The organism is Segatella copri (assembly GCF_002224675.1).
GTDB lineage: Bacteria > Bacteroidota > Bacteroidia > Bacteroidales > Bacteroidaceae > Prevotella > Prevotella copri_U.
Genome location: NZ_NMPZ01000033.1, coordinates 21,320 through 37,946 on the forward strand (window position 1 = coordinate 21,320; position 16,627 = coordinate 37,946).

Below are 16,627 nucleotides of genomic sequence, written 5' to 3' on the forward strand. Positions count from 1 at the left end.
ATGAAGAATAAGATAGTGTTGTTGGCATTGAGCTTGTGGATAATTCTGTTTGCTACAAGTTGCAGTAAAGATGACCCTTCACAGGTCTCTTTTACCTCATTAAATATGCTCGACGAAAATCATGGCAAGACCTTGTTTGGTGAAACAGGAGTTTACATAAACGGCTCGATGAATTTTCGGTCTGACAGTTGGCAAATAGTTGATTTGGGTACCTCTGTAAATTTCCAAAGTTGGCAAATTCCTAATTTGGATAACTTGTCAAACGAAACAAGTGTATTGCTAAATCATCGTTATGTGTCTTGTAAATCAGAGAATGTATTGACATTCCCTTCTCATAAGAATGCATATGAGATAGGATGTAAATATTATCAGTTTGTGGTGTCTTCATTCTTGGAGAAAGAAACTAGCAAGGTTGGGGCTGTCGTAGAATATACGTCGTCTTTGTCTGATGAAAAAGAATTGCCTCAAAAAGATACTAACATAGGTGACTTGTTTGGGCTAGATGATCAACTGTCGTTTGATGCTCTTGGTGCAGAAGAATATTGTTTTTTCGGAAAGAGTGAAGACTTTTCTATAAGTCTGTCTAAAGGGCATTTGAAAGTGGCTTTACGTAAGTCTCCAAATGAACTCTATGGACCTTATGGAAAATATATAATATATCTACGAAAGGGTAATGTTTACACAAAGGTTACATTTAATGTCAATCTTTAAGTTATGTTTAACAGCGGATTTCCCATTTCTTGAAGAGATGGGAAATCTACAAAAATAATGGGTATATGCAAAAAAGTGCTTATAACATAATAGTTCCAGTCAGTGATAGCAAGAATGTCTTGTTTAACGCAATGACAAAGAAGTTCTTCTATATTTCAAAGCATAATACAGCTGCGTGTCTTTTTATGCTAAATAATATAGAGAGTTTTCTTCCTGATGAAGCAAAAGGCTTTGTAGAGAAACTTTATGATAATGGTTTTGTCATAGATGACGATAGGGATGAATTGTCAGAGTTAAAGAGCTTGTTTTATGAATACAAGAACAATAAAGTGCTCAACTTGATGATTCTTACAACATATTCTTGTAATTTTTCTTGTTGGTATTGTGTTCAGAAGCATAAGGGTATTATTTTGTCGAAAGAGTTGGAGCGAAAGATAGAGAGACATATTGAATCCTATATTAAGAAAAATTCTATAGAGCACTTGACTTTGTCTTGGTTTGGAGGTGAACCGTTGCTAAATGTTGGAAGTATATCTCGTATTTCTGAGTTTGCGATAGATTTTTGTGCGAAGAATGCTATTGGATTCAACAATGCTATAACAACTAATGGTTCTTTGTTAACAGCATCTTTAATCCAAACGATGAAGGATTTGTCGTTTAATAGCTTTCAAATAACTATAGATGGTGAACAAGCGAATCATAATAAGACAAGGTTTAATGATAAAATACAAGATTCTTTTTCTTTGATACTGCAGAACATTGTAATGCTGACAAAAATGATACCAGAAGCAGATATAACTTGTCGTATAAATTATACGAAGAACAATCTCACGGATAATTTTCCTGAAGAGATAGATGCTTTTCTTCATTCTGTGAAGGATAGAATAACTTTGTTGTTTAGGAAAGTTTGGCAAGAAAATGAAACTCCAACTATGGATGATAAATTGACAGCTATAATTCGAACTTTCCATCACAAAGGCTATAGGATATTATCAGATTATGATGAAATCAAGTTGTCGGTTTGTTATGTGGAATGTAGCAACCATCATTCTATATATCCAGATGGGAGGGTTGATAGATGCTCAAATAAAGATATCTACGATGCACGGGGTTATTTGACGGATAATGGTGAAATTGTTTGGAATACGGTTCCGAGAGAATGTGATTCTAATGTGTTTACACGTATGGGAGATTGTTTGTCCTGTCAGTATTTGCCTTTGTGTATGGGACCGTGTCCAGAAACTCGGCGACATTTGGGAGAAAATGAAAAACTTAAGTGTGTTTTTGAAGATAAAGATGCTCATTTTCAAAATGATATTAGATGTTATTGTATAACAAAAGAAGATAAGTGAAATGAAGTTGATAATATGTATTCATTTTTTTTATCTTGAATAGCAGCAATGTTTGTTTTGGACAAGATTCTATAAGAATAGACACTGTTAAGTCTGTCACTCTCAACGAGGTTGTGGTAAAAGCTAAGAAGCATAATCTGTATTCGGATGTCTATTATATAAATCCAGATATTCGAAAGGGAACTATGTCTGTGTATGACTTGTTGGCGAAATTACCAGGTGTAGATTACAATAAATTGGCTAATGCTATATCTGTTTATTCGGATGCAAAAGTAATAATTGAAGTGAATGGTGTGCCTGCTTCCAAGGACTATCTCCAGGCATTGGCTCCTACGGATGTGGCAAAAATAGAAGTAGTAAGGCTTCCTTCGGCTAGATATAAGATGTTAGGCTATCATTACACAATTCGTATAGCTTTGAAGGATGATTATAAGGGAAATGCTATTGCATTTAATAATTTTACTATTGTGTCTCCGGAAAATGGTAACAATATTATCGCTAATGAACAACCTAATATGAGATATCTATATTCAAACAAGAATATAGATTTCAATGCAGGGTATGGTATGGCGACAATTCATTGGAACTATCCTGTTGCATATTCGAAACAATATGCTGGAGTCATTTCTCAAGATGTGTTTGATACCTTTGAGGATGAGCCGAATGAACACAAAGGTAATGTTACTCACAATGTAGCTGCTAATTTAAATTGGAGAATCGGTAAGAAACAACAAATAGCATTAAGTGGTAATTATGAATGGAATTCAAATTTTGATGAGCAAAAATATACAGGTACTCAATGGCTATCTATGGGGAAAATTGCTTCTATTGATGAGCAAAATGCTGAAAGTTTGAAATCTTCAGACATAAAGTCTTATGTGATTTATAAAAATTCCATGCTTGATAAGTTGAATGTGTACGCATCCCTTGGTGTAGAGTATTTGTCTGGTAAACAAAGAAATACATTCTTGGAAAATGGATTGTTGACATCTTCGCAATATAGTAAGAATAGTAAGCGTTATATTCATGGAGAGTTTGATGCCAAAAGTCAGATGTCAGATGCGTTATTATTTAACTTTGGTTATATAGGCTCTTTTTGTAAGTATGAGGTAAGTGATGTAGAACAACGGTTGAGTCTTTTGGAAAATGCAAATAACCATCAAGTGTTCTATACTTATTTTGATTACAAGATGACGGAAAGACTTTTAGCTCATGTTGGAACAGGCTTGGGATATGTCTCCCAAACAGGTATGGAAACAAATTGGAAGAAGTGGATACTTTTGCCTCAAGTGTCTGTATCTTTTGTTCCAAATGACAATATGCAACTTTCCTTAGATTATCAAACAACTGTTGCGGCTCCTAAGCTATATCAGTTGTCTACGAATAAGACATCTGTAGATACATGGTTGAAGTCACAGGGCAATCCTAGCCTAAAAGCTTCGACAAGTCATAGCTTTTCTATAATGGGGACGTTTTGGGACAAGCTACAAGTGGGTGGACTATATGAATATGAGCATAATAGTATTGAACAACTATATAATAAGGAAACGGATAATACCTATGTCCAAACCTTTGCTAATGCCAACAAGAAAGGATTTGGTTTATGGGTATCATATAGTTGGGATATCTTGAAAAATCTGACATGGGAAAATACGATAAGTGGACAGATTTTAAAGGTATATCTGGATAGGTTGAATAATAAATGCTCTAATTTGTCATATCTTAGTACTTTGAGTTGGTGGAGTGATAAAATGAGAACAAATTTTTCATTAGAATATAGACATCAGATGATAAAGAATCCGCTACTTGATGGATGGGAGCATTATGGACAGGATTTGTGGCAGGCTGCAGTAAATAAAATGTTTTGGAAAAACCGGGTGAGTGTGTCACTTATGTATATTCCACCATTTCGTTTTGGAATAAGGCGAGAGCAAAAGTCTGTGATTAGCACAGACTTTATGGATATACAAAAAAGACAATCGATGAGAACTTATGACAATACTTTGTTATTGCGTGTTCGCTTTCGTTTGGACAATAGAAAGAAAACTCATCGAAATGAATATAAGGAATTGTTTATGGATGAAAATAAAAAAGGTAAGGGACTTTTATAGTCCAATGTGTAACTTAAATATATTTAGACAATGGAAAAAATTAATCTAACGGATTTGTTGAACGAGGTTCAGCAAGTCAGAATTATGGGTGGTGAACGAAGTGATTTACAGCTTAAAGTTTATTTGGGAGATTGCCCAAGTTTTGGTGATTGTCACAGATACTGCCATATTGATGGTATTTAGTTTTCGGTATTGTTGTATGGAGCTGGATAGATAATATCTATCAGTCATTTGATTTGCCATCATGTTTCCTGTTTTTCATGGACATGATGGCTTATTTGTTAGTATTATGTCTTTTACTTTAAGAAAACAATATGACTCAATGCAATGCGGTATAGCCTGTTTGCAAATGGTTTGCAAATATTTCGGCAGGGACTATTCTTTAGATTCTCTGTCGAAACTTTGCTTTGCCACAACGGAAGGGGTGTCCATGCTAGGTATTAATGAAGCGGCTAATACGCTAGGATTGCACACGGTAAGTGCAAGGGCAACCACGACCATGTTAGGTGAAGTCCCTTTGCCTTGTATTCTTCATTGGAATCAGAATCATTTTGTTGTATTATATAAGGTTAAGAAAGGCAAGAGGTTCTATGTCGCTGACCCAGGAAAGGGATTGGTCACTTATGGCTTAGAAGAGTTCAAGCAGCATTGGATAAGCACGAAATCCAATGGCGAAGACAAGGGTATCGCCATGTTCTTCGAGACCACTCCTGCCTTCTTTACCTATCAGATGGAAGGAGAAGATAGACAGAAGGAGAAGCGTTCCTTCAAGTTCCTTTTCAGATATTTCAAGAAATACCGCAAGGCTTTTTCCTGGATAGTCTTGGGACTGCTTGCGGGCAGCGCCCTGCAGCTGGTGTTGCCGTTCCTTACCCAATCCATCGTGGATGTCGGTATCAAGAACCAAGACATTGGATTCATCTGGCTCATTCTCTTAGGCCAGTTGATGCTCACCGTCAGCCGAACTGCGATAGACTTCGCCCGCCGATGGTTCCTGCTCCGTATCTCCATGCGGATCAATATCTCCCTGGTGAGCGACTTCTTCATCAAACTTCTGAAACTGCCGATGTCTTTCTTCGACACCAAACTGATGGGCGACTTGATGCAAAGAATGAACGATCATAGCCGTGTGAATAACTTTCTCACCCAGCAGACGCTCAACATCACCTTTGCCATGCTTACCTTCGTGGTGTTTTCGGTGGTGCTCTTTATATATAATAAGGTAGTGTTTGCCATCTTCTTGCTTGGCAGCATCATGTACGGAGGATGGATGGCTCTCTTCCTGCGTCGAAGAAAGGTGCTCGATTATGAACTCTTCGAGCAGCAGGCCATCAATAACAACAGGACATACGAGTTCATTACTTCGATGCAGGAAATCAAGTTGCAGGATTGCGAGCAGCGCAAGCGGAAGGAATGGGAGGAGACACAGGTGAATCTTTTCAGGGTGCAGCAGAAATCTCTAAAACTACAGCAGACCCAGGAGGCAGGAAGTATTTTTATCAATGAGGTGAAGAATATCGTTGTGACGGTGGTTGCCGCTACGGCGGTAATCCAAGGGCACATGACCTTGGGTATGATGCTTGCCGTGCAATATATCATCGGACAGCTCAACTCGCCGGTGGAGCAACTCATGAACTTCTTCTATTCCGTTCAGGATGTGAAAATCAGCCTGGAACGAATCAATGAGATTCATCAGATGGATGATGAGAACGGAAAGGATGGCTTGCTGACAGGTCTTGATCATCCTGAGGATGGTATCCATATCAGCAACATCATGTTCAAGTATGATCCTCATGCCCTCAGAAAGACAATAGACGGGGTGGATATTCTTATTCCTCAAGGCAAGGTGACGGCGATAGTGGGAGCATCGGGCAGCGGAAAGACCACGCTCATCCGATTGATGCTGGGTTACTACTCGGTGCTGGAAGGAAAAATCACCATTGGCGATACCGACATCAATCAGCTCAACAGGAAATGGTGGCGCCGACAGTGTGGAGTTGTGATGCAGGAGGGTGTCATCTTCTCGGAGAGCATCGGGCGCAACATAGCTGTGGATGATGCAGAGATAGATGAAGACCGTTTGATGAGAGCAGCTGAGATAGCTTGCATCAAGGATTATGTGATGGCCTTGCCGCTGAAGTTCAACACCAAGATTGGGCGTGATGGCGTAGGACTGAGCCAGGGACAGAAGCAGCGCATCCTGATAGCAAGGGCGGTGTATAAGAATCCTGACTATATCTTCCTTGACGAGGCAACCAACTCGCTTGATGCCAACAATGAGCGTAATATCGTGGAGAACCTGGATAAGTTCTACCAAGGCAAGACGGTTGTGATTGTGGCGCATCGCCTGAGTACCGTAAAGAATGCCGACCAAATCGTAGTCCTTGACCAGGGAAAGGTGGTTGAGGTTGGCAACCATGAATCTTTAACCGCCAAGCGAGGGGCATATTATAATCTTGTGAAGAATCAGTTGGAATTGGGAAACTAAAATGCGTTTGATATGGAATAAAAAGAATCAGATAATATCGAGTTGAGAAGTGAGAAGGTGAGGAACGTGATAGGCAAAGTTCCTCCTCGCCTTGTTAGTTTGGGGACAGTTATCATTACGATAATAGTTCTAGCCCTCGCAGCTGCTTTCTACAAGATACCTTATCCTATATCCATGGAGGCTAATCCTAACAGGGAAGTGCGCATAGGAATGGAATTTATGATAGCCAAAAGCGAACGATAGGGGATTGGAAGATAGAAGAAACATAAAAAATAGAAGATTTTGAAGGAAAGCCTCGGCTACTTTGATGTAGTCGGGGCTTTTTGAAACCTACATCATTTTTACATAATAAACTGGGTAACAAATATTATGTGAGAAATGATGTGAAAAGTTTGGCGGTTTGAGCAATTTTCGGTAATTTTGCACCGAGATCATTTTAATTAACTGAGCTCTCTTTAAACAAGCCTTACTTTTTTAAGTGGACTCAGTAAATGACAAGGGTGACTCTTTAAACTTAAAGGTTATATTAATATGGTTGTTAAGAGATTTTTTATAAGTATGTCCATGTTGTTCTTTGGTGCGCTTCTGTTGCAAGCTAAGAATGAGGTTATAGATCATGGGCAATTTTTGTGCTCATATTATTATTGTTATTCGAAAGATACGATAAAGAATGATGAGAAAGGAGAAGATTTACTCTTTCTTTCTATCGGAAAGAATGTTTCAAAATGCTACAGCTATTATACTTATCAGTCTGATTCCTTGCAATCTACAGAAGATGGCAAGGCAAAGTTTCGTGCTTTATTCAAAGAAGCCTTTAAGCGAGAAGGATATCTGACTAATTCTTTTCCACATCGCAGAATGACGGCGTGCGTCTATAAGAATTATCCGCAGAATATGATGACGGTAACGGACGATCTGATGTCTCAGTATTATGAATATAGTGATAGCCTGGGTGTACAGAATTGGGTTGTAGAAGGTGATAGCATTAAAAGCATATTAGGCTATAACTGCCAGAAGGCAACCTGCAGATTCCGTGGTCGCTCTTGGACGGCATGGTTTGCCTTGGATGTTCCTATGAGTGATGGTCCTTGGAAATTTTGTGGACTTCCTGGTTTGATTATGGAAGTGTATGACAAGGGGAGACAGCAATATTTTTGCATCAAGGGATTGCAGAAGGATGCTGGCACGCCTATCGTTTATGATGTTTTCAATAGAAAACGGATAAAGACAGACCGGAAAGCTTTTCTGAAGTCTGAATATAATTATTTTCATAATCAAAATAGCATAAGCGAGGCTACGTCAGGTATATCCTTAGGTCTGTCAGACGATAAACGTAACTATGACTTGATAGAAAGAGAATAGAATCAAAGAGTATCTTTATTTTAAACAAGGAAAAGTTATGGAGAAATTGAAAAGTTTGGTGGCATTAACAATCTTAGCCTATATGGGGATAGGATGTTGTTATGCCCAGAAAAAAATAGATGAGGCTTATCTGAAATGTCAATATGATTATACTTATGTAGTGGATACTTTGTCTGGAAAAACAGCCAAGGATTGGTTGGTGCTGCAGATAGGTAAAAATATGTCCAAATGCTATAGTTATTATAGTATGCAGGTAGATTCTATTTTTGCTTCTCCTGATAGAGATGTAATACTGCGGCAGCAGATAAATGCTGCGATAGGTAGTAAGACCGAGTGGCCTCATAAAAGGATGAAAGCCTATGTGTACAAAAACTATCCGCAAGGAAAGATGACTGTAACAGATGGCTTACTGATGCAAGATTATATTTATGAAGATACTTTATATGCTCAGAATTGGGTAATACAAGATTCTTCTAAATTAATCTTGGGACATGAGTGCCAAAAAGCAGTCTGTCATTATCGTGGTCATTGTTGGACTGCATGGTTTGCTATGGATATTCCAATAACTGACGGACCTTGGAAATTATGTGGATTGCCGGGACTGATCATGGAGGCTACTATGGAAGATAATAGCCATGCCTTTAAACTTCTTGGCATGGAAAAGGTGTCAAAGGAGCCGATTGTCTTTAGCAAGACTTACGTTGGAAACAACAAATTTGAGAAGACTACATTTGAAAAATTCTTAAAGGAACAATATGTATTTCTTTTTGGAGATTTCCAGTCACAAACGCAACTACAGGGCATTGATATTCCCCAGATAGAAAAAGTTGGTTCTAAAAAGTGGAAATATAAACAATTAGAAAGTTTGTAAAATATAAATAGATATATAGTATTGAAAAATCATGAAGAGAAAGTGTTTCATATTTCTATTTTTAACTTTTTATCTTATTGGCTTTGCCCAAAATAAAAAGATAGATACGGCTAATATGCTGTGTAGCTATGTATATGAATATCTTACGGATACGCTGTCTGGAGAACAACAGCGCAAGGAAGACTTGCTCTATCTGCAAATCGGAGCGGAGTGTTCTAAATGCTATAGCTATTATACTTATCAGTGTGATTCTCTGATGGCTTCTCCTAATGGCGATAAACTATGGGATAGCTTCTTGGCTGAAGCTGTTGGAAAAGGATTGAAAGGAAAGCAATTACACAATGCCATACCACATCGCAGAATGTCTGCAACCATCTACAAGAATTATCCGCAAGGAAAGATAACTGTTACCGACTTCTTGCTGGGACAATATTACCTTTATGAAGATGCTTTAAACTCACAGGAGTGGAATATAGAAAGTGACAGCATGAAGGTTGTTCTTGGACATGAATGTCAAAAGGCTACTTGTAGTTTCAGGGGAAGAAAATGGACAGCTTGGTTTGCCTTGGATGTTCCTGTAAGTGATGGACCTTTGAAATTCTGTGGTCTCCCTGGGTTAATCATGGAAGTATATGATAGAGGAAAGCAATACTACTTTTGTATTAATGGAATGCAACAGGTTAGTGCAACACCAATCACTTTTGGTATATTAGATAAAGATTTTAAACATTTTCAGAAAACAGATAGAAAAGACTTCTTGTTATCAAAGTATAGATATTTGAGGAATCAAAATAGTATAAATGAGGCTTCTACAGGTATCTCTCTAGGTAGCGTGGATGAAGCTCTAAAATATGATCTGATAGAAAAAGAATAAGTATCAACGTAAAGAGAGAACGGATTGGTTTCTCGAGAAGATAATTTATGAAGCAACTGTTTTTATATCTGTGGTTTATCTGTATGAGCACTTTGACCTATGCCCAGCAAGTCACCTTGTCGGGTAAGGTGGAAGATGCCTATACGGGCAACGGACTGCAGGGGGTGATGGTTACCATCCGACCTGCTGCCGGCAATAGAATCCTGAAGTTTACCAAGACGCAGGCAGATGGAAGTTTCCTGCTGTCGCTCAATGCTATTCCGGATGGTCGTAACGTGCTGCATTTCTCGATGATGGGATATGCTACGAAAGTTATCCCCTTATCAAAGGATACTACCCAATATCATGTGCTCCTGACGGAGCAGGCTACAAAGCTGAAGGATGTTGTGGTGAAGGCTCCAAGCATCCGACAGCGGGGCGATACCATCTCCTACAATGTGGCAAGCTTTGCCGATGCCAACGACAAGAGTTTGGCTGATGTCTTGAAGAAGATGCCGGGAATGGAGGTGTCGGATAAGGGAGAAATCAAATATAACGGCAAGGCTATCAACAAGTTTTATATCGAAGGACATGATATGCTCGGCGGCCGCTATTCCATCGCCACCAACAATATACATCAGAAGGATGTCGGTTCGGTAGAGGTGATGACCAATCATCAGCCTATCAAGGCTTTGGAAGATATGTCGTTCTCGCAAGACCCTGCCATCAATATCAAACTGAAGGAATCAGCCAAGAGCCGTCTGGTAGGAACGCTGAAAGCAGGTGGCGGTATGGAGCAGAAGAAAGGGGAGAAGTTTGGTAAGCTGAATGTCTGGGAAGGCGAGATGTCGTTGATGCGCTTTGCCAAGAAAGCCCAGTCGCTCAATACCTTCAAGAGTAATAATATAGGTACGGATGTAACCGGTGAAGGCAATCTCCTCTTTTCGGATAATGGCACTGGTGTGATGGGAAATTCTTATAATCTGAAAGATTACGTGAATGTTACGCCCGACCAGCTGACGGATATTTCAGACAGCCGTGTACGTAAGAACCAGACCCATGTTTTCACCACCAATAATCTCTGGGTGTTAGGCAAAAATACGGATTTGTCTTCTCAAATAGTCTATACCCATGACCGTCTTCTTTCTTCCTCATTCAGTAATACCCAGTATTTCCTGAATGATTCAACCATTTATGATGTAGAGGATGAACAGGCAAAGCAGAAGCAGAACAGATTGGTTGCCGACTTTACGCTGACTTCGAATGGCGAAAAGTCGTATGTTGCCAATCAGCTTTCCGCCGACCTGGCTTGGAATGATGTCATGATGGATATTGCCGGCTCTTATCCTAATCATCAGCAGGTCAAGATGCCGAAATATAAAGTATCAGACAAGCTGGAACTGTTGCATCGGAGTGGTAAGCGAACCTATACCTTTAACACGTATAATGCTTATATGGTGAATCCGCACTCTCTGTCTGTTGATAATTTGCAGCAAACGGCTTATCAAAGTGTTCGTTCGGCAGCATTCTTCAGTCATACCAATACTTCGCTCGGCTTTTTCCTCAAGCCTTTTACCGTCATGATGAAGGTAGGCTTGCAGGTATTGAGCAGAACGATGAAGAGTCATCTGGAGGGAGTACCCGATTCCCTGGGTAATATGCGCAATCAGATAGGCATGACCTTCTTCCGTGCCTATGCATCGCCGGAGGCAGAGTACAACCAGGGTGGCTGGCATATCCGTTTCCAGATGCCCATCACCTTTACACCTTATTATTATAATGATAAGTTGATGGGAGCGAAAGAGAATACCAGCAAGACACTGGTTGCTCCTCAACTCAGCGTGAGCTATTTCCTTACAGCCCGTTTGCAGGCTACGCTTTCCGGTGGAATCGCTCAGCGGGAAGTGGACGAACAGAATTTCTATCAGGGACTGCTGATGCGTGATTACCGTAATCTTTATACGGGTTTCGTGGATTATACCGCCGACAGGAGCAAGCAGGTTTCCTTCAACATCAACTATAAGCGTCCTCTTGCTACCATCTTTGCCAATGCCTATATCCGCAAGAGCTGGTCTGACAGTCATCTTACGGTGGCTCGTGATTTTGTGGGTGATTATATCATCAACTCCTATTTTTCCAACAGCAGCAGTTCTGAAAACCTGATGGCTGGTGGAAAGGTGAGTAAGGGATTGGAATTCATGCATGGACTCGTTAGCGTAGGTTTTGATTATCTGAGGTTTGATGGCTTCCTGCGTCAGAACGATTCTCCTTCAGCCTATTCATCTGATAACTATATGTTGTCGGCAAAATGGAGTGGTCGTCCTGTGGATTGGTTCAATTTCACCTATGAGCTGAACTGGGATAAGGATAAGATGGTATTGAAGAATTTGGGTTTCGATTCTTCCTCTACCAATCTTGCCCAGAATCTCACTTTCAACTTCCAGCCATTGAAGTCATGGTTCATCAAGTTGCATGGAGAGCATTATCGCAATCAGATAGCAGATTATCAGCACAAGAATCTTACTCTTGCCGATGTATCCACCAGTTATGGCTTCAGGAATGGCATGGAGTTGAGCCTGACTGCGCTCAATCTTTTCAATCAGCGCACCTACGGCTATACTGTTTATTCTGGGTTGACCCGTACGAGCAAGGAGTATCAGTTGCGAGGTAGGACAATACTGATGTCTATATTCTTTCATTTTTAGGAATGGTACATATTGTGAATTTTTTAATGATAAAAATAAGTATGAAAATTAATAAAATTCTTTGTGATCATCAAGGACAATATGAATTGTTGGAACATCGTATAAAAGATTATTGTTGGCGAGTCATTAATAATAAAAAACTTAAGAGATGAAGTACATTTGGGTAGTGTTGATGTTATTTTTGTTTCCTTTCACTTGCTTAGCGCAGGTGAGAGGAAAAATTGTATCTGTATCGGATTCTTCTTGTGTGCCTTTTGTTACAGTTTCTGCTTTTGATAAAACAAATCGGTTTCTGGGTGGAGTGCGCAGTATGGAAACAGGAGAATTCTCTTTGGAGAGCAAAGGAAACATATATAAATTGTCTTTCCAGTCGATAGGTTTTGAAAAACGAGATACTATATCTCCTCTTGGTTTCAAGGGCGATATAGGTGTTGTTGTATTGCAATCAAAGGTGGAAAACTTAAAGGAGGTGGTAGCTGTGGCTGATATGGTGAGTAGAAATGCATCTAAAGAAACTGTATTCATCACCGATTCCCTTCGAAAAGGAACCACTAGTGCTATACAGCTATTAGCAAAAATTCCAGGTATAACAACAGATTGGGGAACAGATGAAGTGAATGTAGGAAAAGATAAAAATGTACCTGTAATTATCAATGGCAAGGAAGTAAAACGAGAATATGCCATCAGCATAAACCCAAAGCGCATCAAAACTGTAGAAATTATGCGTTATCCTGCTGGTAAATATTCTGAATATCCAGTAGTGCTCAATATGGAACTGGTTAATGACTATACAGGATGGGATATAAGTGCGTTCTCCCGCAATTTGTATTCTTTCAGAAATAAGCATTCCAATAGGGAAGTTATGGGTGCAAACTTTACCTATACATTTCCAAGAGTTAATCTGTATGGCAGCCTAAACTTTACGCATCGTCAGAATTATGATGTATTAGGTTATGAATATAGTAACTTGGGTGATGTGACGATAAAATCAAAGGCTATTGATTATAGAAAACCAAACATGAGTACTGGGAGCAATATTGGTAGCTTTAGTTTGGGAACAGATTATAAATTGTCAGATAATCAAACACTATCTGTGCAAGCTTGGATAGAGACAAAGGGAAGTAAACAAAGTGATTTCTTTTCTGTTTCTAAGAGGGACGAAAAATATGAATCAAATAGCCTAGATGATTTCAAAACAGATGATTATACTATTGGATTGTTTTATAAGGGAACGGTTCTAAAACATTTAAATTTATCTTCGGAACTCATATATAATAGGTATGATATTCATGAAGATAGATTTTATAGTGCAAAAAATGATGTAGTTCGAACCCCTTACAAGGGAGATAAAAACTATTGGCGTTATTATTTGTCTGGTTACTATAACTTAGGCAGCAAGGTGTCTTTGTGGGCAGACTATACCCAAATATGGAAAGATTATTCTAATTCTGACCGAAATGAGAATGTTCTGTTGTATAATAGCAAGGAAACTCGAAGTAAATTGATGGGAGCAATATCATATCAGCCATTTAGAAATTTCAATGCTTTGCTAGGCACTCATTTGTTGACTGTTAAAGATGAAAACCAATTGAAGGCTGTATCTGAGGAACATACATCTTGGATGCCTTTGTTTAAAGGTTATTGGAAACCTGTTAAGTGGATGTATTTGCAATATAATTATTTTTGTGATGTGGAGTATCCCAACCTTGATCAGTTGTCAACGGTAAGATGGCAAGTGAACGATGTGCTTTGGCATAGAGGCAATTCTGAGTTGAAACCTAGAATTATGCATTATTCTGAAATTACGGTCAACTTTGTCAATACAGTCAAGATTGACTATATGTACAAGCAGAGCAAGGATGAGATTATAGACTATTATCAGCAAGAAGAGGATAAAACTTATCAAACTCAAGCAAATTGTAATTACAGACATAATTACTTGGGAATGGAAGGTGATTATAATCTTGGCAAAGGCGTAGAACTGTCATTTGTTGCAAATTACCAATGGTATCATCGGTATATGAAAGATGACACGAAGCATTTTGGCAGAACCTGGTATCTTGATACACAGCTTCTTTGGAATGTTCCAAATACAAAATTGAGTTTTATGGCTAGCTATTTCCTTCGTCACGACAAATTGCCATTATTACAAGGTAAACAGTATGATGAAGAGGAAAAGTTGTTTGTTGGAACTTCTTGCTCTTTGTTAAAAGGTAAGTTGCCAATATCTTTGGAAGTAAGCATACCGACTTCCATGATTTCCAAGAAGACTTATACGAAAGTGAGTCTTCCAAATTTTGCTTATCAAACCTATGGCGATAATAGAGTAAATGCTTTTGTTGCCCTTATCAGTGTTAAGTATAGTTTGGGTAAGGGGAAGACAACAAAGCTAAATAATAGTAAGAATTTAGATGTGGAAAAGTAAATGAATAGATTTCGTGGTATTATATAAGGGGAAGAAGGGCAAGAAGTTCAGAAGGTGAACTCCTCTCGGTTTCTCTTAGCAGTACAATCTGTGTACTGCTTTGTATATTCAGGAATATCTCTTATATATTTGCGAATTTCTCTTTATACAAAATGACTCAATGTTTGTAGAAAATGGAACTTTTTTCTGCTGTTTCGACGAAAAGTGTTTACTTTGCAGCCGTAAATAGATAAAATTAAAAGAATTATGGCAGAAAATAGACAAGAATTGAACCGCAACTTGGCTCAGATGCTCAAGGGTGGTGTGATTATGGACGTAACAACTCCTGAACAGGCAAGAATCGCAGAGGCAGCAGGTGCATGCGCAGTAATGGCGCTGGAACGTATTCCAGCTGATATCCGTGCAGTAGGTGGTGTTTCTCGTATGAGCGACCCTAAGATGATTAAGGGTATTCAGGAGGCTGTTTCTATCCCTGTAATGGCTAAGTGCCGTATCGGTCACTTCGCTGAGGCTCAGATTCTTCAGGCTATCGAAATCGACTATATCGACGAGAGCGAGGTGCTCTCTCCAGCAGATAACGTTTATCACATCGACAAGACTCAGTTCGACGTGCCATTCGTTTGTGGTGCCAAGAATCTGGGCGAGGCGCTCCGTCGTATTGCTGAGGGTGCTACCATGATCCGTACCAAGGGTGAGCCAGGAACAGGTGATGTGGTTCAGGCTGTTACCCACATGCGTATGATGCAGAGCGAAATCCGCCGCCTGGTTTCTATGAGCGAGGATGAACTTTATGAGGCAGCCAAGCAGTTGCAGGCTCCTTACGACCTGGTGAAGTATGTTCACGAGAACGGCAAGTTGCCAGTGGTTAACTTCGCAGCCGGTGGTGTGGCTACTCCAGCTGATGCTGCCCTGATGATGCAGCTCGGTGCTGAGGGTGTATTCGTAGGTTCTGGTATCTTCAAGAGCGGTAACCCAGCTAAGCGTGCACAGGCTATCGTGAAGGCTGTTACCAACTACAACGACCCTAAGATGCTGGCTGAATTGAGCGAGGACCTCGGCGAAGCAATGGTAGGTATCAATGAGCAGGAGATTGCTTTGCTCATGGCTGAAAGAGGTAAGTAATGAGAATAGCAGTATTAGCTTTACAAGGCGCTTTTGCTGAGCACAGACAGAAGTTGGCTCAGTTGGGCGTGGATAGTTTTGAGGTTCGCCAGTTGAAGGATTGGGACCAGCCTAAGGATGGCTTGATTATTCCAGGTGGTGAGAGTACCACTCAGGCGAAACTCTTGAATGAACTGGGATTGATGGAGCCTGTGAAGGAGGCGATTGCTGCCGGCTTGCCTGTTTATGGTACCTGTGCCGGTTTGATTCTTCTTGCCAAGAAGATTGAGGGCGAGCCTAGTCAGCGCATAGCTTCGATGGACATCACGGCTTTGAGAAATGCCTACGGTCGCCAGTTGGGCAGTTTCTACATCGAGGCTCCGATGAAGGGCATCGAGGGCAACATCCCAATGACTTTCATCCGTGCTCCTTATATTAAAGAGGTGTGGGGAGATGCAGAGGTTCTGGCTGAAGTAGATGGCAAGATTGTGGCTGCCCGCCAGGGCAAGCAGCTGGTTACAGCCTTTCATCCGGAATTGAACGAAAGCCTGGAGATTCATAAGTATTTCCTGGAGATGTGCAAGTAATGTAATGCGGAATTATATTTCGTGGATTCATATTATAAAAGCAAAAAGCCTTGCGGAATCC

The 16,627-nt window shown here is 39.8% G+C and carries 12 protein-coding genes; all 12 read left to right on the plus strand.

Annotated elements, in window-relative coordinates:
- Positions 1-711, plus strand: a complete 711-nt coding sequence (locus tag CFT61_RS14805; protein ID WP_089545170.1) for a DUF5036 family protein — start codon at positions 1-3, stop codon at positions 709-711.
- A gap of 131 nt (positions 712-842) precedes the next feature.
- A complete protein-coding gene (locus CFT61_RS14810; RefSeq protein WP_176425631.1) occupies positions 843-2,063 on the plus strand; it encodes a radical SAM/SPASM domain-containing protein in 1,221 nt (406 codons plus the stop codon).
- A 113-nt stretch (positions 2,064-2,176) separates the two neighbouring features.
- Positions 2,177-4,174: a TonB-dependent receptor plug domain-containing protein gene (locus CFT61_RS14815; protein ID WP_142990656.1), complete on the plus strand. Its 1,998-nt coding sequence runs from the start codon at positions 2,177-2,179 to the stop codon at positions 4,172-4,174.
- A gap of 30 nt (positions 4,175-4,204) precedes the next feature.
- Entirely contained in the window at positions 4,205-4,357 is a 153-nt protein-coding gene (locus tag CFT61_RS17080; protein WP_176425632.1) for a hypothetical protein, read from the plus strand.
- Positions 4,358-4,463: 106 nt separating this feature from the next.
- Positions 4,464-6,662, plus strand: coding sequence for a peptidase domain-containing ABC transporter (locus CFT61_RS14820; protein WP_089545173.1), 2,199 nt, complete (start codon positions 4,464-4,466; stop codon positions 6,660-6,662).
- Positions 6,663-7,193: 531 nt separating this feature from the next.
- On the plus strand, positions 7,194-8,024 hold the full coding sequence (locus CFT61_RS14830; RefSeq protein ID WP_089545175.1) for a GLPGLI family protein: 831 nt from the start codon (positions 7,194-7,196) through the stop codon (positions 8,022-8,024).
- 37 nt (positions 8,025-8,061) lie between these two features.
- The gene (locus CFT61_RS14835) at positions 8,062-8,895 is read left to right on the plus strand and encodes a GLPGLI family protein (RefSeq protein ID WP_089545176.1); all 834 of its coding nucleotides are present in this window, start codon (positions 8,062-8,064) and stop codon (positions 8,893-8,895) included.
- A 31-nt stretch (positions 8,896-8,926) separates the two neighbouring features.
- Positions 8,927-9,769, plus strand: coding sequence for a GLPGLI family protein (locus tag CFT61_RS14840; RefSeq protein WP_089545177.1), 843 nt, complete (start codon positions 8,927-8,929; stop codon positions 9,767-9,769).
- Between the two features lie 47 nt (positions 9,770-9,816).
- Positions 9,817-12,453, plus strand: a complete 2,637-nt coding sequence (locus tag CFT61_RS14845; RefSeq protein WP_089545178.1) for a carboxypeptidase-like regulatory domain-containing protein — start codon at positions 9,817-9,819, stop codon at positions 12,451-12,453.
- 148 nt (positions 12,454-12,601) lie between these two features.
- On the plus strand, positions 12,602-14,878 hold the full coding sequence (locus tag CFT61_RS14850; RefSeq protein ID WP_089545179.1) for an outer membrane beta-barrel protein: 2,277 nt from the start codon (positions 12,602-12,604) through the stop codon (positions 14,876-14,878).
- A gap of 246 nt (positions 14,879-15,124) precedes the next feature.
- Entirely contained in the window at positions 15,125-16,000 is an 876-nt protein-coding gene (gene pdxS / locus CFT61_RS14855) for a pyridoxal 5'-phosphate synthase lyase subunit PdxS (RefSeq protein WP_089545180.1), read from the plus strand.
- Entirely contained in the window at positions 16,000-16,566 is a 567-nt protein-coding gene (pdxT, locus tag CFT61_RS14860; protein WP_089545181.1) for a pyridoxal 5'-phosphate synthase glutaminase subunit PdxT, read from the plus strand. The genes pdxS and pdxT overlap by 1 nt, the downstream gene beginning before the upstream one ends.
- The last annotated feature ends 61 nt before the right edge of the window (positions 16,567-16,627 follow it).